This window comes from Pseudomonas sp. EB271-G4-1, from assembly GCF_058791355.1.
This window is the reverse complement of sequence record NZ_JBYTEO010000003.1, coordinates 8,708-31,882: the sequence shown is the minus strand read 5'-3', so window position 1 is coordinate 31,882 and position 23,175 is coordinate 8,708. Positions and strand designations below refer to the sequence as shown.

General features: G+C 59.9%; 20 protein-coding genes and 1 tRNA gene. 16 read left to right on the top strand and 5 right to left on the bottom strand.

Annotated features, from left to right (window positions below):
• The first annotated feature begins 93 nt into the window (after positions 1-93).
• The 8 genes from AC3WWR_RS02100 to AC3WWR_RS02065 all read left to right on the top strand — a co-directional run bounded on the left by AC3WWR_RS02100 (position 94) and on the right by AC3WWR_RS02065 (position 9,858).
• Positions 94-2,544, top strand: coding sequence for a penicillin acylase family protein (locus AC3WWR_RS02100; RefSeq protein ID WP_492598422.1), 2,451 nt, complete (start codon positions 94-96; stop codon positions 2,542-2,544).
• Between the two features lie 187 nt (positions 2,545-2,731).
• On the top strand, positions 2,732-3,763 hold the full coding sequence (locus tag AC3WWR_RS02095) for a ligase-associated DNA damage response exonuclease (RefSeq protein ID WP_492598421.1): 1,032 nt from the start codon (positions 2,732-2,734) through the stop codon (positions 3,761-3,763).
• Positions 3,760-5,445 carry an ATP-dependent DNA ligase gene (locus AC3WWR_RS02090; RefSeq protein WP_033045306.1) on the top strand — a complete coding sequence of 562 codons (1,686 nt, stop codon included), beginning with the start codon at positions 3,760-3,762 and terminating at the stop codon, positions 5,443-5,445. The genes AC3WWR_RS02095 and AC3WWR_RS02090 overlap by 4 nt, the downstream gene beginning before the upstream one ends.
• 216 nt (positions 5,446-5,661) lie before the next feature.
• The gene (locus tag AC3WWR_RS02085) at positions 5,662-6,444 is read left to right on the top strand and encodes a transporter substrate-binding domain-containing protein (protein ID WP_020797085.1); all 783 of its coding nucleotides are present in this window, start codon (positions 5,662-5,664) and stop codon (positions 6,442-6,444) included.
• Positions 6,445-6,500: 56 nt separating this feature from the next.
• Positions 6,501-7,229 carry an ABC transporter permease gene (locus tag AC3WWR_RS02080; RefSeq protein WP_020797086.1) on the top strand — a complete coding sequence of 243 codons (729 nt, stop codon included), beginning with the start codon at positions 6,501-6,503 and terminating at the stop codon, positions 7,227-7,229.
• The gene (locus tag AC3WWR_RS02075; RefSeq protein WP_020797087.1) at positions 7,226-7,936 is read left to right on the top strand and encodes an ABC transporter permease; all 711 of its coding nucleotides are present in this window, start codon (positions 7,226-7,228) and stop codon (positions 7,934-7,936) included. The genes AC3WWR_RS02080 and AC3WWR_RS02075 overlap by 4 nt, the downstream gene beginning before the upstream one ends.
• Positions 7,937-7,961: 25 nt before the next feature.
• Positions 7,962-9,080, top strand: a complete 1,119-nt coding sequence (locus AC3WWR_RS02070) for a succinylglutamate desuccinylase/aspartoacylase family protein (protein WP_492598420.1) — start codon at positions 7,962-7,964, stop codon at positions 9,078-9,080.
• Between the two features lie 13 nt (positions 9,081-9,093).
• Positions 9,094-9,858 carry an ABC transporter ATP-binding protein gene (locus tag AC3WWR_RS02065; RefSeq protein WP_020797089.1) on the top strand — a complete coding sequence of 255 codons (765 nt, stop codon included), beginning with the start codon at positions 9,094-9,096 and terminating at the stop codon, positions 9,856-9,858.
• Between the two features lie 46 nt (positions 9,859-9,904).
• On the opposite strand, the gene AC3WWR_RS02060 is transcribed toward AC3WWR_RS02065, so the two are convergent.
• A complete protein-coding gene (locus AC3WWR_RS02060) occupies positions 9,905-10,453 on the bottom strand; it encodes a hypothetical protein (protein ID WP_020797090.1) in 549 nt (182 codons plus the stop codon).
• A gap of 68 nt (positions 10,454-10,521) precedes the next feature.
• Between AC3WWR_RS02060 and AC3WWR_RS02055 the strand changes: the two genes are divergently transcribed.
• Positions 10,522-13,008: a ligase-associated DNA damage response DEXH box helicase gene (locus AC3WWR_RS02055; RefSeq protein WP_492598419.1), complete on the top strand. Its 2,487-nt coding sequence runs from the start codon at positions 10,522-10,524 to the stop codon at positions 13,006-13,008.
• On the top strand, positions 13,008-13,667 hold the full coding sequence (gene pdeM, locus AC3WWR_RS02050) for a ligase-associated DNA damage response endonuclease PdeM (RefSeq protein ID WP_020797092.1): 660 nt from the start codon (positions 13,008-13,010) through the stop codon (positions 13,665-13,667). The genes AC3WWR_RS02055 and pdeM overlap by 1 nt, the downstream gene beginning before the upstream one ends.
• A gap of 111 nt (positions 13,668-13,778) precedes the next feature.
• Here pdeM and AC3WWR_RS02045 read toward each other — a convergent pair whose 3' ends face one another.
• Together AC3WWR_RS02045 and dcd are read right to left on the bottom strand one after the other, a co-directional pair.
• A complete protein-coding gene (locus tag AC3WWR_RS02045) occupies positions 13,779-13,988 on the bottom strand; it encodes a hypothetical protein (protein ID WP_020797093.1) in 210 nt (69 codons plus the stop codon).
• A 107-nt stretch (positions 13,989-14,095) separates the two neighbouring features.
• A complete protein-coding gene (gene dcd / locus AC3WWR_RS02040; protein ID WP_007940589.1) occupies positions 14,096-14,662 on the bottom strand; it encodes a dCTP deaminase in 567 nt (188 codons plus the stop codon).
• Between the two features lie 353 nt (positions 14,663-15,015).
• Between dcd and AC3WWR_RS02035 the strand changes: the two genes are divergently transcribed.
• Positions 15,016-15,225 carry a cold-shock protein gene (locus tag AC3WWR_RS02035; protein WP_002554837.1) on the top strand — a complete coding sequence of 70 codons (210 nt, stop codon included), beginning with the start codon at positions 15,016-15,018 and terminating at the stop codon, positions 15,223-15,225.
• A 156-nt stretch (positions 15,226-15,381) separates the two neighbouring features.
• Here AC3WWR_RS02035 and AC3WWR_RS02030 read toward each other — a convergent pair whose 3' ends face one another.
• Entirely contained in the window at positions 15,382-16,389 is a 1,008-nt protein-coding gene (locus AC3WWR_RS02030) for a DUF481 domain-containing protein (protein ID WP_033045526.1), read from the bottom strand.
• 136 nt (positions 16,390-16,525) lie between these two features.
• Between AC3WWR_RS02030 and AC3WWR_RS02025 the strand changes: the two genes are divergently transcribed.
• From AC3WWR_RS02025 to AC3WWR_RS02010, 4 genes are all read left to right on the top strand, one after another.
• The gene (locus AC3WWR_RS02025; protein ID WP_492598444.1) at positions 16,526-16,906 is read left to right on the top strand and encodes an MGMT family protein; all 381 of its coding nucleotides are present in this window, start codon (positions 16,526-16,528) and stop codon (positions 16,904-16,906) included.
• A 44-nt stretch (positions 16,907-16,950) separates the two neighbouring features.
• Complete coding sequence (locus AC3WWR_RS02020) at positions 16,951-18,510, top strand: AmpG family muropeptide MFS transporter (RefSeq protein WP_020797097.1); 1,560 nt, start codon at positions 16,951-16,953, stop codon at positions 18,508-18,510.
• A gap of 142 nt (positions 18,511-18,652) precedes the next feature.
• On the top strand, positions 18,653-20,368 hold the full coding sequence (locus AC3WWR_RS02015; RefSeq protein ID WP_020797098.1) for a proline--tRNA ligase: 1,716 nt from the start codon (positions 18,653-18,655) through the stop codon (positions 20,366-20,368).
• A 17-nt stretch (positions 20,369-20,385) separates the two neighbouring features.
• Positions 20,386-21,339 (top strand): hypothetical protein, encoded by a 954-nt coding sequence (locus AC3WWR_RS02010; RefSeq protein WP_020797099.1) that lies wholly within the window; start codon positions 20,386-20,388, stop codon positions 21,337-21,339.
• Between the two features lie 97 nt (positions 21,340-21,436).
• Here AC3WWR_RS02010 and dinB read toward each other — a convergent pair whose 3' ends face one another.
• A complete protein-coding gene (gene dinB / locus AC3WWR_RS02005) occupies positions 21,437-22,498 on the bottom strand; it encodes a DNA polymerase IV (protein ID WP_033045757.1) in 1,062 nt (353 codons plus the stop codon).
• Between the two features lie 297 nt (positions 22,499-22,795).
• On the opposite strand from dinB, the gene AC3WWR_RS02000 reads away from it, so the two are divergent.
• Positions 22,796-22,872 (top strand) — tRNA-Met (locus AC3WWR_RS02000).
• The last annotated feature ends 303 nt before the right edge of the window (positions 22,873-23,175 follow it).

Genomic DNA, 23,175 nt, shown 5'->3' with positions numbered 1-23,175 from the left:
ACCCCGCATCCCGCTTGCGCGCCCCCCTCCTGCTCACTAACGTAGCGCCTTTATTGCGCGCCGCCGCCTTTACCCCCCCGCAGGAGCTTTGCCATGGCCTCGCCAGCCCTTTCACATTTTCTACCCCGGTTCGGCGTTGCCGCAGCAGTGGCGGGTGTCTTGAGCCTGACCGGTTGTCAGAGCTTCAATGCCCAGGACACCCTCCCGCCCACCTCCGGCGTACAGCCGCTCAAAGGCCTGGCGCAGAACGTTTCGGTTCGGCGCAATGCGATGGGCATGCCGTTGATCGAAAGCAGCACTTTCCACGACGCACTGTTCTCCCTCGGCTATGTGCACGCCAGTGACCGCATCACCCAGATGGTCACCCTGCGTTTGCTCGCCCAGGGTCGATTGGCCGAGATGCAGGGAGCGGACCTGTTGGACGCCGACCGCTATATGCGCGCGGTCAACCTGAAGAAGAGCGCTGGCGAGCTGTACAAGGCCTCCTCACCGCGACTCAAGCGCTTCTTCGAAGTCTATGCCCGCGGGGTCAACGCCTATCTGTTCCGCTACCGCGACAAGCTGCCTGCCGACCTCGCCGCCACCGGGTACAAGCCCGAGTACTGGAAGCCGGAAGACTCGGCGCTGATTTTCTGCCTGCTCAACTTCAGTCAGTCAGCCAACCTGCCCGAGGAAATTGCCTCGCTGGTGCTGGCCCAGAGCGTCACTACCGACAAACTGCCGTGGCTGACCCCTTCGGCCCCGGATGAAAAACTGCCACTGGCCGAAAGTGAAAAGCTGCAAGGCATCAAGCTCAGCGGGCAGGTACCGGGGCTGGCCGAGATCAGCAAGGCCACCGGCCAGCTGTCCGAGCTTAATCTACTGGGCGCCACCTCATCGAACAACTGGGCCATTGCCCCGCAGCGCAGCCGCAGCGGTAAAAGCCTGTTGGCCAGCGACAGCCACGGGCCGATGGGGGTACCGGCGCTGTTTAGCTACGTGCAGATCCGCACATCGAAGTACCAGGCTTCCGGTGTGACCCTCGCCGGGTTGCCGATGATCCTGGGTGGTTTCAATGGCAAAGTGGCCTGGAGCATGACCAGCGTCATGGGCGACAACCAGGACCTGTTCCTGGAAAAAATCAAACGCCAGGGTAATGGGCTGTCCTACGAAACCGCTGGCAAGTGGCAGCCGGCGATCGTGCGCAATGAAACCTACTTCGTCAAAGGCCAGCGGCCGATTCGCGAAGCGATATTCGAAACCCGCCACGGTCCCCTGCTCAACAGTGCCCAGGGCCTGGCGCAGGGCAGCGGTTTCGGCCTGGCCTTGCAAACGCCGAACTTTACCGACGACAAGAGCCTGGACGCCTTCTTTGACCTGTCCCGGGCGCAGAATGTCGAGAAAGCCTCGGACGCCAGCCGCGAGATTCGCGCCATTACCTTGAACCTGATGTTCGCCGATGCCAGCCACATTGGCTGGCAAGTCACCGGCCGCTATCCAAACCGCCGCGAAGGCGAAGGCCTGTTGCCCTCGCCTGGTTGGGAGGGACGTTACGATTGGGACGGTTACGCCGACCCGATGCTGCACCCCTACGATCAGGACCCGGCCCAAGGCTGGCTCGGCACCGCCAACCAGCGGGTCATTCCCCATGGCTATGGCATGCAGCTATCCAACTCCTGGTCGGCACCGGAACGTGGCGAGCGCCTGGCCGAACTGGCCGGCGTGGGCAAGCACGACACCCGTAGCCTGATCGCCATGCAGTACGACCAGACCACCACCTTCGCCGCCAAACTGAAGAAAATGTTCGAAGCACCGGGGATGTCACAGCCGCTCAAGCAGGCCATCGAGGCCTTGCCCGTGGCGGATCGCGGCAAGGCACGCGAGGCCCTGACCCGCTTGATGGCATTTGACGGCAAACTCAGCCCGACCTCCGCCGATGCGGCCATCTACCAGCTGTACCTGCAGGAAAGCACCCGGCAGATTTTCCTCGATGAATTGGGGCCACAAGGCAGCCCGGCGTGGCAAGCTTTCATCGCCAATGGCAGCTTGTCTTACGCGGCGCAGGCCGATCACTTGCTGGGGCGCGAAGACAGTCCATTCTGGGATGATGTGCACACCGCGCAGAAAGAAGACAAACCGGCGATCCTCGCCCGCAGCCTGGCGGCGGCGATCACCGCTGGCGACAGTCAGTTGGGTGGCGATCATAAAGCCTGGCAGTGGGGCAAACTTCACCGCTATGAGTGGAAGAACGCCAGCGGCCAGACCGTGCGAGGTCCGCAGCCAGCCGGCGGCGACCACACCACCCTCAACACGGCCGCCTATTCCGTGGGCCAAGACTTCAACACCACACGGGTGCCGGCCATGCGCCTGATCGTCGACTTCGGCCAACCCGAACCGCTGATGGGCCAGATCGCCACCGGCCAGTCCGGCAACCCGGCCAGCCCGAACTACCTCAACGGTATCGAGCCATGGCTGAAGGGGCAGTATCAGAGCTTGCCAATGCAGCCGGAGAATTTCGACCGGGTGTATGGAACCAAGCGCCTGACCCTGACACCTGGAAAATAACCACATTCCCTGTAGGAGCTGCCGCAGGCTGCGATCTTTTGATCTTGATCTTTGAAAAAACAAGGTCAAAGATCGCAGCCTGCGGCAGCTCCTACAGGGGGTAGGTTGTTTACCCGGGAATTCCCGATAGAACTTCTTCGCCCGCGCCAGCCTCCTAGCTAACAAGCCCCTGCACTTGGACAGCAACGTGGACCTTGTCATCGCGCGCCCTGAAGGCTTGTATTGCCCCGCCGGCGATTTCTACATCGATCCGTGGCGGCCGGTCGAGCGTTCGGTCATCACCCACGCCCATGGCGACCACGCCCGCACCGGCAACCAGCACTACCTGGCGGCAGCACCCGGTGAAGGGATACTGCGAGCACGACTGGGCCAGGACATCGACCTGCAAACCCTGGCGTATGGCGAGCGGTTGCTGCATCACGGCGTTACCCTGAGTTTCCACCCCGCCGGCCATGTACTCGGCTCGGCCCAGGTGCGCCTGGAATATGGCGGGGAAGTCTGGATGGCGTCAGGTGACTACAAGATCGAACCCGACGGCACCTGCGCACCGTTCGAACCGGTGCGCTGTCACACCTTCATCACCGAGTCGACATTCGGCCTGCCGATCTATCGCTGGCAGCCCCAGGCGCAGGTCTTTACCGAGATCAATCAATGGTGGCAGGCCAATGCCGAGCAAGATAAAGCCAGCGTGCTGTTCTGTTATTCCTTCGGCAAGGCCCAGCGCATTCTCCATGGCATCGATGCCAGCCTCGGGCCGATCCTGACGCATGGCGCGGTGGAGCCGCTGAACCGTGTCTATCGCGAGGCCGGCATAGACCTGCCGCCAACGCTCTACGCTGGCGATTTCCAAAAAAACGATCCGATTCTGCGCAAAGCGCTGGTCATCGCTCCGCCTTCGGCTGGTGGCAGCACCTGGATGCGCCGTTTCGGCGACTACAGCGACGGTTTCGCCAGCGGCTGGATGCGCTTGCGCGGAACGCGTCGGCGACGTGGGGTGGATCGCGGTTTCGTGTTGTCCGATCACGCAGACTGGCCGGGATTGCTGTGGGCCATCGAACAGACTGGCGCTGAGCGGGTAATGGTCACGCACGGTTCCGGCGCGGTATTGGTGCGCCACCTGCGTGAACAAGGCCTCGATGCCCAGGGCTTTCGCACCGAGTACGGTGACGATGAGGAGGCATCGACCGCCGAAACCGAGAGCGTCGAGGCACTGCCATGAAGGCTTTCGCCCAGCTGTACGCCGAACTCGACGCCACGACATCGAGCAACGCCAAGCTGGCGGCGATGCAAGAGTATTTTGCTCAGGCCGCGCCGGAAGATGCCGCGTGGGCGGTGTACTTTCTGTCCGGAGGACGCCCAAGGCAATTAGTGCCGGTGCGCGTCCTGCGGGAGTTGGCAGTCGCGTATTCCGGGCTTTCGGCGTGGCTGTTCGAAGAAAGCTACCAGGCGGTGGGCGACCTGGCGGAAACGATTTCCCTGGTGTTGCCCGAATCGCCTTATCGCTCCAGCGACGGATTGGCGGTATGGATCGAAGAAAAACTGCTGCCATTGCGCGGCGAATCCCCGCAGGTGCTCGCCGAACGCCTGCCCGCTCTCTGGTCGCAACTGGACCGCCCCAGCCTTATGCTGTGCATCAAGTTGATCACCGGCAGCTTTCGCGTCGGTGTCTCGAAGTTGCTGGTGACCCGAGCGCTGGCCTCCATGACTGGCCTGGACAGCAAGCGCGTGGCCCAACGAATGGTCGGCTACACCGATTTGTCCAACCGCCCCACTGCCGCCAGCTACTTGAAGTTGGTCGCCGCGCAATCTCCCGACGAACATGCGCAACGCGGCGGTCAGCCGTATCCGTTTTTCCTCGCCCACGCCCTGGCACAACCGGTCGAACAATTCGAAGCGCTGCTCGGCACCGCCAGCCAGTGGCAGGTCGAATGGAAGTGGGATGGCATCCGCGCCCAGATCGTCAAACGCGAAGGACGCCTATGGATCTGGTCGCGCGGTGAAGAATTGGTCACCGATCGCTTTCCTGAATTTGACAGTATGATCCACTGCTTGCCCGACGGCACCGTGATCGACGGCGAGATCGTCGCCTGGAAAGCCGCTCACACAGGGACCGAAGATGCCTTCGATCCGCCTCCGGATTCCCCTGCCGTACAACCTTTCGCCCTGTTGCAGCAGCGGATCGGCAGGAAAAACCTCACCCGCAAGATTCTCAATGACGTGCCGGTGGTCATCCTCGCGTACGACTTGCTGGAATGGCAAGGCGAGGATTGGCGCAATCAGCCGCAAAACCGGCGGCGCAGTCAACTGGAGAAGGTAATCACCCAGGCCAACAATCCTCTGCTGCTCGCCTCGCCCTTATTGACCGGCGAAGACTGGTTCGACCTCGCCCGCCAGCGGGAAGCATCGCGCCGGCTCGGGGTCGAAGGCATGATGCTCAAGGCTCGGGACGCGCTCTACGGCGTCGGTCGCACCAAGGACATGGGGGTCTGGTGGAAATGGAAAGTCGACCCGTTCAGTGTCGACGCGGTGCTGATTTATGCGCAGCGCGGCCATGGCCGCCGCGCCAGTCTCTACAGCGATTACACGTTCGCCGTCTGGGACGCGCCACCCGACGCCAGCGAACGCGCGCTGGTGCCGTTTGCCAAGGCCTATTCAGGGTTGACCGATGAACAAATGCGCCAGGTCGACAACATCGTGCGCAGAACCACGGTAGAAAAATTCGGCCCGGTGATCAGCGTCAAGCCGAGCCTGGTGTTTGAACTGGGTTTCGAAGGCATCGCCTTGTCCAAACGGCACAAAAGCGGGATTGCGGTGCGGTTTCCGCGGATGCTGCGCTGGCGGCAGGACAAATCGGTCGAAGAGGCTGATCACCTGGGTACATTACAGGATCTGCTCGGCTGAACCGCTGTATGCGATCGCTGTGCAGAACCAGAAAAGTGCAGGCTTTTCACGACGCCCATTTTCGTGCACTAATCCCCTCCTGCAATTTCCCGAATACCTTTTAAACGCTTGTTCGGTACTCTGGTTCGGAAATTGCTACTTTCATTAGGGCTTACGCTTACCAGTAACAATAATTCTGCGCCACAAGCGCTCATATTGGTTCTTAGGGATTGAATAATGAAAAAAGCATTGCTGACCCTTTCTGCACTGGCGTTGTGCGTGGCAGCCGGTTCCGCGCTGGCAAAGGAATACAAGGAATTGCGTTTTGGTGTTGACCCTTCCTACGCGCCGTTCGAGTCGAAAGCGGCCGACGGCAGCCTGGTAGGCTTCGACATCGACCTGGGGAACGCGATCTGCGCTGAGCTGAAGGTCAAGTGCAAATGGGTCGAAAGCGACTTCGACGGCATGATTCCTGGCCTCAAGGCCAATAAATTCGACGGCGTGATCTCTTCGATGACCGTCACCCCGGCCCGCGAAAAAGTCATCGACTTCTCCAGCGAACTGTTCTCCGGTCCAACCGCCTACGTGTTCAAGAAAGGTTCCGGCCTGACCGAAGACGTCGCGTCGCTCAAGGGCAAGACCGTCGGCTACGAACAAGGCACCATCCAGGAAGCCTACGCCAAGGCTGTGCTGGATAAGGCCGGCGTGAAGACCCAGGCCTATCAGAACCAGGACCAGGTGTATTCCGACCTGACTTCCGGCCGTCTGGACGCCGCGATCCAGGACATGCTGCAAGCCGAACTGGGCTTCTTGAAGTCGCCAAAAGGTGAAGGCTACGAAGTCAGCAAGCCGGTTGACAGCGAACTGCTGCCCGCCAAGACGGCAATCGGCATTAAGAAAGGTAACACCGAGCTGAAAGCACTTTTGGATAAAGGTATCAAAGCGTTACACGATGATGGCACCTACGCCACTATTCAAAAGAAACACTTCGGCGATCTGAACCTGTACAGCGGCAAGTAATGCCCGGCGCCCATCTCGCGATGGGCGCTTTTTTCATCCGATCAGGTTGCTGATTTATGTTCGAAAACCTCTTAAACACACTGGGGCTCTCCGCCTTCAGCCTCAAGGGCTTTGGCCCGCTGCTGATGGAAGGCACCTGGATGACCATCAAGTTATCGGCGATGTCACTGCTGGTGGCCGTATTGCTCGGTCTACTCGGCGCCAGTGCCAAGCTGTCGAAAGTCAAACTGCTACGCCTGCTTGCACAGTGCTACACCACGCTGATTCGCGGGGTGCCAGACCTGGTGCTGATGCTGCTGATCTTCTACAGCCTGCAAACCTGGCTGACGTCGCTCACCGATTACATGGAATGGGAATACATCGAGATCAACCCGTTCAGCGCCGGGGTACTGACCCTGGGCTTCATTTACGGCGCCTACTTCACCGAAACCTTCCGCGGCGCGATCCTCGCCGTGCCTCGCGGGCAGGTCGAAGCAGCCACGGCCTACGGACTCAAGCGCGGCCAGCGGTTCCGTATCGTGGTGTTTCCGCAAATGATGCGTTATGCCCTGCCGGGTATCGGCAACAACTGGATGGTCATGCTCAAGGCCACTGCACTGGTGTCGATCATCGGCCTCGCCGACTTGGTCAAGGCGGCCCAGGATGCGGGTAAAAGCAGCTATCAGCTGTTCTACTTCCTGGTGCTCGCCGCCCTGATCTACCTGGCGATCACCAGCGCCTCCAACGTCATTCTGCGCTGGCTCGAACGCCGCTATGCCGCGGGTACCCGGGAGGCCGTGCGATGATCGAACTCCTGCAGGAATACTGGAAAGCCTTCCTCTACACCGACGGTCAGAACATCACCGGCCTGGCCATGACCCTGTGGTTGCTCAGTGCATCGATTTTCATCGGCTTCATCGTCTCGATTCCGTTGTCGATCGCCCGGGTTTCACCGCACTTCTACATTCGCTGGCCGGTGCAGTTCTACACCTACCTGTTTCGCGGCACGCCTTTGTATATCCAGCTGCTGATCTGCTACACCGGGATCTACAGCCTGGCCGCCGTGCGCGCGCAACCGCTGCTCGACAGCTTCTTTCGCGATGCGATGAACTGCACCATCCTGGCGTTCGCCCTGAACACCTGCGCCTACACCACGGAGATTTTCGCCGGGGCGATCCGCAGCATGGCCCACGGCGAAGTCGAAGCCGCCAAGGCCTACGGCCTGACAGGCTGGAAGCTGTATGCCTACGTGATCATGCCTTCGGCGCTGCGTCGCTCGTTGCCGTACTACAGCAACGAAGTGATCCTGATGCTGCACTCGACCACCGTGGCGTTCACTGCGACTATCCCGGACATCCTGAAAGTCGCTCGGGACGCCAACTCGGCGACCTTCCTGACCTTCCAGTCGTTCGGGATCGCCGCGCTGATCTACCTGACCGTCACCTTTGCGCTGGTCGGCCTGTTCCGCCTCGCCGAACGCCGATGGCTGGCCTTCCTCGGGCCGACTCACTAGGACCCCGCTTCGGGAAACACGACAAATGCGCCACCAGATACATGACTTGCTGGCCCCACTGCCGGGGACCGCACGACAGATCCACAGTTTTCACTTCGGGCCGCAACCGGCCAACGGCAAGATCTACATCCAGTCGTCCCTGCACGCCGATGAAATGCCCGGCATGCTGGTGGCGTGGCACCTCAAGCAACGCCTGGCGGAGTTGGAAGCCGCCGGCCGGCTGCGCAGTGAAATCGTCCTGGTGCCCGTGGCCAACCCGCCGGGCCTGGAGCAAGTGTTGATGGATGTACCGCTGGGGCGCTATGAGCTCGAAAGTGGGCAGAACTTCAACCGCTGGTTCATCGATTTGAGCGAAGAGGTGGGCAACGCGATCGAAGGCCAACTCGGCGACGACCCGCAGCGCAACCTCGAACTGATCCGCAACAACCTGCGCCAGGTATTGGCGCGGCAGACCGCCAGCACCCAGCTGCAATCCCAGCGCCTGACCCTGCAACGGCTGGCCTGCGATGCCGACATGGTGCTGGACCTGCATTGTGACTTCGAAGCAGTGGCGCACCTGTACACCACGCCCGAAGCCTGGCCACAGGTCGAGCCGCTGGCTCGCTACATCGGTTCCGAAGCCAGCCTGTTGGCCACCGACTCCGGTGGCCAGTCGTTCGATGAATGCTTCACGCTGCTCTGGTGGCAATTGAAGGAGCGCTTCGGCGAGCACTTCGATATTCCGCCGGGGAGCTTTTCGGTCACCGTCGAGCTGCGCGGCCAGGGCGACGTCAACCACCCGCTGGCCAGCCAGGACAGCCAGGCGCTGATCGACTATCTGATTCATTTCGGCGCGATTGCCGGTGAGTCGGCGCCATTGCCCGACCTGCCCTACCCGGCCACCCCCCTGGCCGGAGTGGAACCCGTGGCGACGCCTGTTGGCGGGCTGCTGGTGTTCAGTGCGCTGCCGGGGCAATACCTGGAAGCCGGGCAACTGATCGCCGAAATCATTGACCCCATCAGCGACCGTGTCACGCCTGTCCATTGCACTGCCGCCGGCCTGATGTACGCCCGCTCGCTGCGCCGCATGGCCACCGCCGGCATGGTGATCGCCCACGTCGCGGGCGCCGAAGCCTATCGCAGCGGCTACCTACTTTCGCCTTGAGGATGCATGCTCCATGTACAAACTGACCATTGAAGGCCTGCATAAAAGCTATGGCGATCATGAGGTGCTCAAGGGCGTGTCGCTCAAGGCCAACACGGGCGATGTCATCAGCCTGATCGGTGCCAGCGGCTCCGGAAAAAGTACCTTCCTGCGCTGCATCAACTTCCTCGAACAGCCCAACGATGGGGCCATGAGCCTCGACGGCCAGGCAATTCGCATGATCAAGGATCGTCATGGCATGCACGTGGCCGATGCCGATGAACTGCAAAGAATTCGCACCCGCCTGGCCATGGTGTTCCAGCATTTCAACTTGTGGAGCCACATGACGGTGCTGGAAAACATCACCATGGCCCCGCGCCGGGTGCTGGGCTGCAGCAAGCAGGAAGCCGAAGATCGCGCCCGACGTTACCTCGACAAGGTCGGGCTGGCAGCACGCGTAGCGGATCAATACCCGGCATTCCTTTCCGGTGGCCAGCAACAACGGGTGGCGATTGCTCGCGCGTTGGCCATGGAACCGGAAGTGATGCTGTTTGACGAACCGACCTCGGCGCTCGACCCGGAACTGGTGGGTGAAGTGCTCAAGGTGATCCAGGGCCTGGCCGAAGAAGGCCGGACCATGATCATGGTCACCCATGAAATGAGCTTCGCGCGCAAAGTATCGAGCCAGGTGTTGTTCCTGCACCAGGGCCTGGTGGAGGAAGAAGGCGCGCCGGAGGATGTGCTGGGCAACCCGAAGAGCGAGCGTCTGAAACAGTTCCTCAGCGGCAACTTGAAATAAGCGTTCAACCCTTGAAACGGGAGCCAGGCTGACTGGCTTCCGTCACTCAACTGGCTTCACGCTCAAGCCTGAAGCTGCCGTTTTCCACCTCGATGCCGTCGGCATCCAGGCCGCGGAAACTTCCGGCAAACTGTGCGTCGCCTCCCACCGTCAATTCAAGCGCGCCTCGATACAACTCCGCTTCCGAACTGCCCGTCACGTGAATGATCATCGGGGAGCGTTCACTCAATCCCAGATGAAACCTGCCGCTGTCGATACCCTGCGGCAGATAGAGATAAAACGCCTTGTCCAGACCATCGCTCGCGCCAAGGCAGTGCAAGCCTGGCTGTTCGAAATAGTCGAGCGTTGGCGCTGCCCGAAACGCGAGGAGCTTCCCACTCTCCGTGATCAAATCGGCGCGCAAATGCCCTGCACGAACTGACTTCATCTGAATGTTCCTTTTCATATTCATGGTCGACGGCTCGCTGTCGGCCCTGGCAAGACGCGGCAGGACGAACAGCGCAGCGATAAAACCACGGCCCATCGGCCAATAGGTTTCAACGACAAACACAGTTATTTCCGAATATGAGAACTGCTCGGCGAAGACCGCACGCATCAGTCATTAAACCTTTCGCGTTGCGCCGTGGTCAGTCAAAGAACACTCTCAGAGCGCACGCCGCCGGTATGGGAACCACCACCGACTTCGCCAAACGCTGGTTCACCGCTCGCGGCTGGAAGCCGTTCACCTTTCAGAAACAGGTGTGGGCAGCCGTCAAACAAGGACAATCCGGTCTGCTGCACGCCAGCACCGGCGCCGGCAAAACCTATGCGGTCTGGTTCGGCGTGCTCAATCGCTTCGCACGCTCTGCACCTGCGGTTGAAACACCACGCAAACGAAAACCCGTAGTCGATCCCTTGACCGTTCTCTGGATAACCCCGATGCGCGCCCTGGCTGCCGACACCGCCCGTGCACTGCAGGCGCCGCTGCTCGACTTGCAGATCCCCTGGAACGTCGGCCTGCGCACGGGTGATACCAGCAGCAGCGAACGTGCACGCCAGAGCCGACGCTTGCCTACCGCGCTGATCACCACCCCGGAAAGCCTGACGTTGATGCTCGCCCGAGCGGATGCACACACAGCACTCTCGACCTTGCGCATGGTCGTGGTCGACGAATGGCACGAATTGCTCGGCAACAAGCGCGGCGTGCAACTGCAACTTGCGCTCGCCCGCCTGCGCCGCTGGAACCCGCAATTGATCGTGTGGGGCGTTTCCGCGACGCTGGGCAATCAGGACCACGCCGAGCAGGTATTAATCCCACAGGGCGGCGGTATCAACGTTCAAGGCCCGACGGATAAAAAACTGCAGGTTGATACGCTGCTGCCGCCCGCGATCGAGCGCTTTCCATGGGCCGGACATATCGGCCTGAAAATGTTGCCGCAGGTCGTCGCGCAACTGGATGACAGCGCCAGCAGCCTGGTTTTCACCAATACGCGTGCGCAATCGGAAATCTGGTATCAAGCGTTGCTTGAAGCCCGACCGGACTGGGCGGGGGTGATCGCGTTGCATCACAGTTCGCTGTCCCGTGAAACCCGTGACTGGGTGGAGCGTGCCCTCAAGGAAGGTCACCTCAAAGCCGTGGTCTGCACCTCCAGCCTGGATCTGGGCGTGGATTTCCTGCCAGTGGAACGGGTGCTGCAAATTGGCTCGGCCAAAGGCGTGGCCAGCCTGATGCAGCGCGCCGGGCGTTCCGGGCATGCGCCGGGACGCGTTTCCCGGGTGACGCTGGTGCCGACGCACAGCCTGGAGCTGATCGAAGCCGTAGCGGCACAGGATGCAGTGGCGCAGCGACGGATCGAACCTCGAATATCACCGCATAAACCCTTGGATGTGCTGGTCCAGCATCTGGTCAGCATGGCACTGGGTGGCGGTTTTGTGCCCGATCAGTTGTTTGATGAGGTACGCACCACCTGGGCTTATCGTGATCTCACTGAGGCGGATTGGACCTGGGCGCTGGCTTTCGTACGTCACGGCGGGCTTTCCCTGACAGCCTATCCGGATTACCGCCGGGTCGAGCCGGATGAACAGGGAATCTGGCGTGTACCCGATGCACGATTGGCCCGCCGCCATCGCATGAGCATCGGCACGATTGTCAGCGATGCGAGCATTCAGTTGAAATTCTGGAGCAAGGGCGGCGGCGGCAAACAACTGGGCAGTGTTGAAGAAGGTTTCATCGCGCGACTCAAGCCGGGCGATGGCTTTCTGTTTGCCGGGCGGCTGCTGGAGTTGGTACGCGTGGAAAACATGACCGCCTATGTCAAACGCAGCACCGTAAAGAAAGCCGCGGTGCCGCGGTGGAATGGCGGTCGCATGCCCCTCTCCAATGAGCTGGCGCAAGCGGTGGTCACGCGCTTTAGTGAGGCGGCGCGCGGCGAGTTCAGCGGCCCGCAAATGCAGGCATTGCGCCCGCTGCTGGAGGTACAGCAACGCTGGTCTGGCTTGCCAACGTCGCAATCGTTGCTGGCCGAGGCGTTGAAGTCCCGTGAGGGCTGGCATCTATTCCTGTATCCCTTCGCCGGCCGTCAGGTGCATCTGGGCCTGGGCAGCTTGCTGGCGTGGCGAGTCAGTCAGCAGCAGGCCGTGACGTTTTCCATCGCGGTCAATGATTACGGGCTGGAATTGCTGAGCGCCACCCCGGTGGACTGGGTGCAAGCCCTGAGTCCTGACTTGTTGAGCCCAGACAATCTGCTCAGGGACGTACTCGCCAGCCTGAATGCCGGAGAGCTGGCCTTGCGGCGCTTTCGGGAAATCGCCCGGATCGCCGGACTGGTGTTCGCCGGTTACCCCGGTGCAGCCAAGAGCACGCGCCAGGTTCAAGCCTCGAGCGGGTTGTTTTTCGAAGTGTTCAAACAGTACGACGCGGGCAATTTGCTATTGGCCCAGGCCGGAGAAGAAGTCCTGCGCGAGGAACTGGATATTCATCGCCTGGAACAGACGTTGGCGCACATCAGTCAGCTACGTCTCGACCTGCATCAAGTCAAACGTCCTACACCCCTCGGGTTTCCGCTGCTGGTGGAACGTATGAGAGAGAGCATGAGTTCAGAAAAACTCGCCGACCGCATCCGACGCATGGTCAGCGACCTTGAGATAACAGCCGGAACAGGGAAAGCCTGATGAGTACGCCCTACCCCGTGCGACTGGCCGGCGAAGAGCTTTGGCTGCTGCCGGAAAAAGCCCTCTACTGGCCTGCTCAGCAAGCGTTGTTGATCGCTGACGTGCACTTCGGCAAGGCCGCCGCTTACCGAAGCCTTGGCCAACCAGTCCCCCAAGGTACCACCCGCCGCAACATCGCCGTGCTTGACGAACTGCTGGCCACATTGCCCTGCCGACAGCTGATTTTCCTAGGCGATTTTCTTCACGGACCGGGTTCCCATGCCAGCGCCACGCTGCAAGCATTGATTGACTGGCGAACACGCAATGCCAAGCTGGCCATGACGCTGATTCGCGGCAACCATGACAAGCGTGCCGGGGACCCGCCGGCCTCGCTGAACATTCGAGTGGTGCCTGAGCCGTTGCTGCTGGGGCCGTTCGCTTTGCAGCACGAACCCCAGCCGCATGCGGATCGACATGTACTCGCCGGTCACGTGCATCCAGTTTATCGACTCAACGGTCGGGGTCGGCAGAGCCTGCGGCTGCCATGTTTCAGACTGGGCGGGGACATCAGCCTGCTACCGGCCTTCGGGGCGTTTACCGGAGGTTATCTGGTGGAACAGGACGACGACTGTAGGATTTTCGTCATCGGCGACGACGAAATCTGGCCGGTGTCCCTGTAGGAGCGAGCCTGCTCGCGATGGAAGTTAACGTTAATGCGGGCTTTCTGGAAAACTCAGCGCCCTCACGTTCTTCGCGAGCATGCTCGCTCCTACAGAAGAAGGCAGCGGGTCTCAGACAACTGGCGCGGGAGGTGGCTCATCCGGCAGGGTCGGCTCACCGGGTTCGCTCGGTTGTTCATTGGGCGTATCAGGATCAGGTTGGCCGGGGATGCCCCCCGCCATGCTGACGGGCGGATGTGCCAACAAGGACCAGGCCAGGACGCCAACCTGATTGGGCTCAAGCCTTGCCAGTTCGGCACTTATACGCGGATCGATCTTCATAAAGCACTCCTGGGCGATGGCCCGATCCGCCTTACGCGAATCGGAACAGTACATTCCATAGAGTGTACGCTCGCCCAGGAATTCCCAAGGTTCGTCGGACGGCTGACTCAGGTGCGTGGCAGGGTGACGCCACGTTGGCCCTGATACTTGCCGCCACGGTCCTTGTAGGAGACTTCGCACTCTTCGTCAGATTCGAGGAACAGCATCTGCGCGACGCCTTCGTTCGCGTAGATCTTCGCTGGCAGGTTGGTCGTGTTGGAGAACTCCAGGGTCACGTGACCTTCCCACTCAGGCTCGAGCGGCGTGACGTTGACGATGATGCCACAGCGCGCGTAGGTGCTTTTACCCAGGCAAATGGTCAATACATTACGCGGGATGCGGAAGTACTCGACGGTGCTGGCCAAGGCGAAGGAGTTCGGCGGAATAATGCACACGTCGCTATGGATGTCGACGAAGCTGCCGGCATCGAAGTTTTTCGGGTCGACGATCGCCGAGTTGATGTTGGTGAACACCTTGAAGTGATTGGTGCAACGCACATCGTAGCCGTAGCTGGACACGCCGTAGGAGATCACGCGGCTGTCATCGCTGCCGCGCATCTGGCGCTCGACGAAAGGCTCGATCATGCCGTGTTCCTGCGCCATGCGGCGAATCCACTTGTCCGATTTGATGCTCATGGCGGGTGTCCTGAATAGCGAGGTCGAAAAAATCTGTCCGGCATCTTACCGGGCGCGCCGCCGGGTTCAAAGTCCGCGCTGCAATTCTCGCCAAACAGCCAGGAATTACCTGTAATGGCGACGAAGCGTCACACCGTCGATCCTTAAAACAGATAAACCTTCGCAAGAAGCATTGGCACGTTCCGGAAAAAGGGTTAAGGTGGCGCCACTGTGCTGCTTGTGTCACTGAGAATCTCTACACGATATGTTGAATTTCGATCCAACCATCTACAAGAATTTTTCCTGCTCTTTGCACTCAGTCTCGGCCAGGGTTCTTCCTGAGTCGCAGTTATCTTTGTTCAAGGAGTTACACCATGTCTAATCGCCAAACCGGTACCGTTAAGTGGTTCAACGATGAAAAAGGCTTCGGCTTCATCACTCCACAATCCGGTGACGACCTGTTCGTTCACTTCAAAGCTATCCAATCCGACGGCTTCAAAAGCCTGAAAGAAGGCCAACAGGTTTCTTTCATCGCTACCCGCGGTCAGAAAGGCATGCAAGCTGAAGAAGTTCAAGTTATCTAACTTGTACTTGCTTTAGTAAAAGGCCCCGCTCTCAAAAGCGGGGCTTTTTTGTGCCTGCAGGTTTTTCGCAGGCCAAAAAAGATCGCAGCCTGCGGCAACTCCTACCGGATGTACATCAATCCTCTGAGCTTCCGCAGGCTGCGATCTTTATGCGTCTTACCAGGTCACGCCAAATCCTGCCGTGTAGCGGGTCTTGTCCAGATCGGCATCGTCAGTTCCGTCGATAATATCTCGCTCGGCCTTGAGGTTTAGCGACGCCCAGTCCGTAACCTTGTAACGCAGGCCCATCTCGGCATCCAGTGCATACTCAGCCACGCCCGACAACGGCTTGCCCACCTCGCCATTGGTGAAGAACTCCACTTTCTTGCCAATCAGGTAACGGTTGTAGTCCCACTTCATCGCGACAGAGTAGAAGTTTTCCTTGCTGCCATCGCTGAATTGGTAATCAGTGCGGTTGATCAGAGAGCCCAGGGAGAATGCCCCCAGCTCGTTATCCCAAAATTGATAACCTGGACCGGTACCGACAGTACGCTGGCGGGAGAGGTCTTCGACCTTGTCACGCTTGTACACCAGGCGACCTTGCCAGAACCATTTTTCCGTCAGGAAACGGTCTAGCGAGTATTCTCCCCGCCAATTGTCCGTAGTCACCACGTCATCCTGGAATTCTCGGTTGTACTCGCCTTCCGCAATATGCCTCCATCGACCATGGCGCGCCGTCGTCTTGAAGTCGATGTCGTAGTCGTCGGTATCCTTGTCTGCCCGCTGATAATCCAGCGCCGCATCGATATTGCCTTTCCACACCAGATCCTCGACCACAGGCTTGGGCTTGAGGATTTGCTGGACGCTCGCCAGCTCAACAGTCTTGGGCGCCTCGCCGTTTTCCAGGGTTACCTTGCCATCTTCCGCCGCGTGCAGCGACTTGGCCTTCTCGCCGGTGTAGGCGTCCTGCTTGACCAGCAGCTCCTGATCGCTTTCCAGGGTCTTGACCTGTTTCCAGTCGATCGGCACGGCACCGGCGTACTCCGTCTGGACCAACAGCTTGCCACCGTCGAACAGGATGATCTTGCCGCTCAGCTTGTCACCGTTCTTCAACCAGACGGTGTCCGCGAGCAAGGGAGTGGAAGCACTGACGACAGCGAGGCATAGCAAGGTTCTGGACAACATAAGCAAATACAGGCTCAGGTTCGCGAAAAAAAGTCGGCATTATCCTCAGGAATAAGACCCTAGCAAGGAGTGACCCAACTTTTTCTATTGAGTTCATTTCTCAACTGGCAATCCAGCATTTACTCTACAGACGGTACTGCGAACGACTTCAGGAACTGCGAACGTGATCGAGCTGACCGAAAAACCCGAGAGTGCCGCGCAAATCCGACGCACGGCGCTGTACCTGACGCTCGCGCAAGTACCCGAAGGCAAGGTCGTGAGTTATGGTCAACTCGCCGAACTGGCGGGACTGGGACGCGCCGCTCGCTGGGTCGGCAGGACATTGAGTCAATTGCCCGGCGACAGCAAATTGCCCTGGCACCGCGTACTCGGTGCCGGCGGGCGCCTGAGCCTGCCCGTAGGCAGCCCATCCGGGGACGAACAGCGCGCGCGACTGCGCATGGAGGGCATCAGTATCCAGAACAATCGTGTTGATATTCAGCGTCATGGGTGGCGCCCGGTAGAGCACAGCGGTTAGAGTGCGCGCTTTGTTTCCGTATTTCTTGAGGCAGACTCCAGCCCATGCCCCGTAAAACCTGGCGCGCCGCGCTTGCTGCCTATGCCAGCCCTTCGACGCTCGTACTGTTATTGCTGGGTTTCGCCGCCGGCTTGCCCTACATGCTGGTGTTCTCGACGCTTTCGGTCTGGTTGCGTGAAGCCGGTGTGGCGCGCGAAACCATCGGTTATGCAAGCTTGATCGGACTGGCATATGCCTTCAAATGGGTCTGGTCCCCCCTGCTCGACCAATGGCGCCTGCCGTTGCTCGGCAAACTCGGCCGACGACGTTCCTGGCTGGTGTTGTCGCAAGCACTGGTCATTCTTGGCCTGGTCGGGATGGGCTTCTGTGACCCGCAAAAGCATTTGTCCTGGCTGATCGCCATCGCAGTGGTCGTCGCCTTCGCCTCGGCGACGCAAGACATTGCAGTGGACGCCTACCGACTGGAAATCGCCGAAGACAGTCGCCAGGCAGCGCTCGCCGCCAGCTATATGTCCGGCTATCGCATAGCAGCACTGCTGGCCACGGCCGGCGCGCTGTTCTTCGCCGAGGGCTTCGGTTCAACCGGCTTCAACTACAAGCATTCGGCATGGGCTGGCACTTACCTGCTGTTCGGCGCCTTGATGGTGCCGGCGTTGCTCACCTCGCTGTTCATGCGTGAACCTGCGGTGCCTCTGCGCACGCAATTGCAGGCCGGGCGCTACAGCTTTGTGCATCAACTGGCCTCGGTTTTCGTCCTGATCGTACTGCTGGTGTCCGTGCCGGCCATGTTTACGCAGCTCTATAACACCGACTTTGCCAGCGTGCTGTTCGAAGGCGTGAGCCTGCTCGACCTGCTGCTCGAAGACCGCGCGCTCCTGCGCGCGATCCTCTACACCACACTCACCGCCCTGTGCCTGTCGGCCATGGGCCGTCGCGGCCTGGCCCCCGTGCTGACGCCGGTCAACGACTTCATTCTGCGTTATCGCTGGCAAGCGCTGCTGCTGCTGGGGCTGATCGCCACCTACCGGATGTCCGATACGGTGATGGGCGTGATGGCGAACGTGTTCTACATCGACCAGGGTTTCACCAAGGACCAGATCGCCAGCGTCAGCAAGATCTTCGGCCTGATCATGACCTTGGTGGGCGCCGGCATGGGCGGCCTGCTGATCGTGCGCTTTGGCATCTTGCCGATCCTGTTCATTGGTGGTGTCGCGTCGGCGGGCACCAATATATTGTTCCTGTTGCTCGCCGACATGGGCGCCAACCTCAACATGCTGGTCCTCACCATCTCCCTGGACAACTTCAGTTCAGGCCTGGCGACCTCGGCGTTCGTTGCCTACCTGTCGAGCCTGACCAACCTCAAGTTCTCCGCCACCCAATACGCTCTGCTCAGCTCGATCATGCTCTTGCTGCCGCGCCTGATCGGCGGCTATTCAGGCGTCATGGTAGAGAAGTTCGGCTATCACAACTTCTTCCTGATCACCGCCCTGCTCGGGGTTCCGACGCTCCTGCTGATCGCCTTGCACTGGTTCCAGGAGAACCGTCGCGCCGGTCCGACACCGAAACCGGAGCCGGCGCCTACCCAGATCATGGAAGAATCGTAGGGAACACGCGCAGAAATCCTACAGAGGACGGGGTCAATCCCGTCCTCCTGCCACCGCACCGACCGCACGCCTGTACGGCAGCGGAACTCGCCCGTACAATGCTCCGTCATTTCTCGTCATCAGCAATCGATAACGGCCAACCATGCGCACCAGTCAATTTTTGCTTGCCACACAGAAAGAAACGCCTTCCGACGCGGTCGTGATCAGCCATCAGCTGATGCTGCGCGCCGGCATGATCCGCAAACTCGCCTCGGGCCTGTATACCTGGCTGCCGATGGGCTTGCGAGTGATGCGCAAGGTCGAAGCCGTCGTTCGCGAAGAAATGAACGCCGCCGGCTCGCTCGAAGTGTTGATGCCGAGCACTCAACCGGCTGAGCTGTGGCAGGAATCCGGGCGCTGGGAAGAGTACGGCCCTGAATTGCTGCGCTTCAAGGATCGCCACGGTCGCGATTTCTGCGCCGGCCCGACTCACGAGGAAGTCATCACCGACCTGATGCGCAACGAGTTGAGCAGCTACAAGCAGCTGCCAATCAACCTGTATCAGATCCAGACCAAATTCCGTGATGAGATCCGTCCGCGCTTCGGCTTGATGCGCGGTCGCGAATTCATCATGAAGGACGCCTACTCGTTCCACGCCGACCAGCCATCGCTGCAGGTCACGTACGACCGCATGCATCAGGCGTATTGCAACGTATTTACCCGCCTGGGCCTGAAGTTCCGCCCGGTTGAGGCCGATAACGGCTCCATCGGCGGCGCCGGCTCCCACGAGTTCCACGTACTGGCCGAGTCCGGCGAAGACGATATCGTCTTCAGCAACGGTTCCGACTACGCGGCGAACATCGAGAAAGCCGAAGCCGTGCCGCGTGAGACTTCCCGTCCGGCACCGGCTGAAGAGCTGCGTCTGGTCGACACGCCAGAGACCAAGACCATTGCCGCGCTGGTGGAAAAATTCAATCTGCCGATTGAAAAGACCATCAAGACCCTGGTGGTGCACGCTGAAGAGAAAGGCAAGCTGATTGCCCTGATCATCCGTGGCGACCACGAGCTGAACGAAATCAAGGCCGCCAACCAGCCTGGCGTCGCCAGCCCGCTGGTCATGGCTTCCGAAGCGGAACTGCGCGACGCCATTGGTGCCGGCGCCGGTTCCCTGGGCCCGCTGAACCTGCCGCTGCCAATCATCATCGACCGTTCCGTCGAGCTGATGAGCGACTTCGGCATCGGTGCCAACATCGACGACAAGCACTACTTCGGTGTGAACTGGGAACGCGACCTGCCCGTGCCGACCGTGGCCGACTTGCGTAACGTGGTCAGCGGCGACCCAAGCCCGGACGGCAAGGGCACCCTGGAAATCAAGCGCGGCATCGAAGTCGGGCACATCTTCCAGCTGGGCAACAAGTACAGCAAGGCGATGAAGTGCGAAGTACTGGGGGAAAACGGCAAGCCGGTCACCCTGGAAATGGGCTGCTACGGCATCGGCGTTTCCCGCGTGGTTGCGGCTGCCATCGAGCAGAACAACGACGACAAGGGCATCATCTGGAGCGACACCCTGGCACCCTTCCAGGTTGCCCTGGTACCCCTGCGCTACGAAACCGACCTGGTTCGCGAAGCCACCGACAAGCTGTATGCAGAACTGACTGCGGCAGGCTTTGAAGTGTTGCTGGACGACCGCGACAAGAAAACCAGCCCGGGCATCAAGTTCGCGGACATGGAGCTGATCGGCATTCCTCACCGGATCGTGGTCAGTGACCGCGGCCTTGCCGAAGGCAACCTGGAATACAAGAGCCGTACCGAGGCCGAGCCGCAAGCGCTGCCGGTCGCCGACGTGCTGCCTTTCCTTCAGGCCCGTATCCGCCGCTGAAACCAGATAGAGACGTCATGTTCAAGCGAAACACCTTAGGCCTCGGTGGTGCCGCCCTGTGCGGCACCCTGCTGGTCAGCGGCTGTGCCAATCACATGTCACAACGCAGCGAGCACGAGGAACGCATCGAGCGCAAACTGCTTGATCACAGCCTGCAGATCGATGTGGGTGAGCCCAAGGTGCTTGAGCTGCCTCAACGCCGGGTGAAAATCCACGAGCAGAAGACTTTCGAAGTCACCGAGTTCGAGGTTACCCGCCATTACGATCGCTACACGCCGTACCAACCCTGGCGGGAGGTCTATGAGATCCCGCTGGGCGCGGTCGCGGTGGTGGCCGGGGTCGGCGCCAATGTGGCCAACGTGTTTGCCCTGGGCAATCTGCCAGACAGCATGACCAGGGACTGGTTCAGCTACGGCTTCGCCGGGCTCAACCCGTTCATGAACGTGCAGTCCCATGGACGCGCCCAGCAGAACCTGGCGGGCATCGACGAAGTGCAACTCGACAAGCGCACGGAGTACTCGAGCCTGCCCTGGAGCGAGCGCCCGGTCGAAGTCAAGGCTGGCAAGGAAACCTTCCAGTTGAGCACCGACAAGAATGGCGTATTGCGCCTGAACCTGTTGGACAGCCCGTTCGCCGAACATGACCTCAATCACCTGAGCAAGCTGCAGATCAACGTCCAGGACGCCAAGGACGATGTGCACAGCGATTCGTCGCTGGCACTGAGCAACACCTTGCGCGGCAAGTTGCTCGAAGCCCACGGTTTGATTTACGACGACCTTGAAGATGACGAAGTGAGCCAGTGGGTTCACCGGGTCAAGCGCCTGTCGGAGCTGGGCCTGGAGGAAGAAGCCACCGAGCTTGAACAGAGCCTGATCGAACTGACTCGCAACGACCCGGAGCTGCAGACCGAATTCCTCAAGTCCTTGACCAAGGATGCCGGGCGGCTGGTGGCGGATCCGGGACCCAATTAAGGCCTTTTAAAAGATCGCAGCCTTCGGCAGCTCCTACAGGGGAACGCGCGCTCATGTAGGAGCTGCCGTAGGCTGCGATCTTTTGACTTTAAGGTTGTTAACGCTCAAACAACTCCATTTGCTCAAACCCGCCCCGCAAATCCTCCAGCCTCACCCCTACGCCCAACAACCGCACCGGCTTACCGCCACGGTTGAACGCCTGCGTCAGCAACAACTGATAACTGCCCAAATCCCGCCCCGCCCCCGCCTGCTCCAGCGTGGTCTGGGTGAAATCATGAAATTTCACTTTGACGAAGGGTTTGCCCGGCCGATAACTGCTGTCGATTCGCGCCATGCGGGATGCAAGGGTATCCAGCAGCTCCGGCAGTTTTTCCAGGCAACTGCGCAGGTCCGGCAAGTCAACGTCGTAGGTGTTTTCGACACTGATGGACTGGCGGCGACTGTCGTTATGGACCAAGCGATCATCGATCCCACGTGCCAGGCTCCAGAGTCGCTCGCCAAAGCTGCCGAATTCGCGCACCAAAGCCAACTTGTCCCACTCGCGTAGCTGTGAGCAGTCGACAATACCGAGCTTGCCCAGCCTTTCGGCAGTGACTTTACCGACCCCGTGCAGCTTGCTCACCGACAAGCCACTGACAAACGCCTCGACCTGATCCGGGGTGATCACAAATAACCCGTTGGGCTTTTTCCAGTCGCTGGCAATCTTGGCCAGAAACTTGTTGGGGGCCACGCCGGCGGAGACGGTGATATGCAACTGATTGGAGACACGCCGGCGAATGTCCTGGGCAATTCGCGTCGCACTGCCGCCAAAATGCGCGCTGTCCGACACATCGAGGTAAGCCTCGTCCAGGGAAAGCGGCTCAATGATCTCGGTGTAGTCGCGAAAGATCGTGTGAATTTCCCTGGACGCTTCTCTATAGGCGTCCATTCGTGGCTTGACGATCGTCAGGTCCGGACACAGCTTCAATGCGTGCCCCGAAGACATGGCTGAGCGCACGCCATAAGCCCGGGCTTCATAGTTGCAGGTGGCGATCACCCCGCGCCGGTCCGCCGACCCGCCGACCGCCAGGGGCTTTCCAGCCAAGCGCGGGTCGTCCCGCATCTCGATGGCGGCGTAAAAGCAATCACAATCGACGTGGATGATTTTTCGCTGGGTCATTTCAACGCGGTGTTCATGGAGTAGAAATAGCGTCACGCGATGTAGGAAAAACAGTATCTCACTGACAACTGTATATAGCACCAGTACCTTGACGGTTCTTTTCAGTCGTAGGCGAACCACCATAAATTTATTTTCTCAATCGAAAAGTCACCTCTAATAGAGCCGCAGGCCTTGCCAGGCCTGCCTCTCAGGCCGATCGAGTGCCCCGATTTGCAGCTAAGCGATTGAACAGGAACAGGTTTTATCAAAATTGCAGGTTGACACCCCCGCGCATTTCTATAGAATTGCCAACACAGACGCGGGATGGAGCAGTCTGGTAGCTCGTCGGGCTCATAACCCGAAGGTCGTCGGTTCAAATCCGGCTCCCGCAACCAAACATCAAAAAAGGCTACTCGAAAGAGTGGCCTTTTTTGTGCGCGTCAGTTTTGTCCTAAGGCCCCCTCTCCCCCCTCATGGCCGCCTAGAGCACGTGGACAAGAGAAATCGTTGTGATTCCGAAACTTACGCCCCTGCGCCTGCTGTTTTGCCCTTTCTCACACTTATTTGATTCATTTCTGGATTAACGGTTGACACCCCAGCGATTCTCTATAGAATGCCGCCACACAGACGCGGGATGGAGCAGTCTGGTAGCTCGTCGGGCTCATAACCCGAAGGTCGTCGGTTCAAATCCGGCTCCC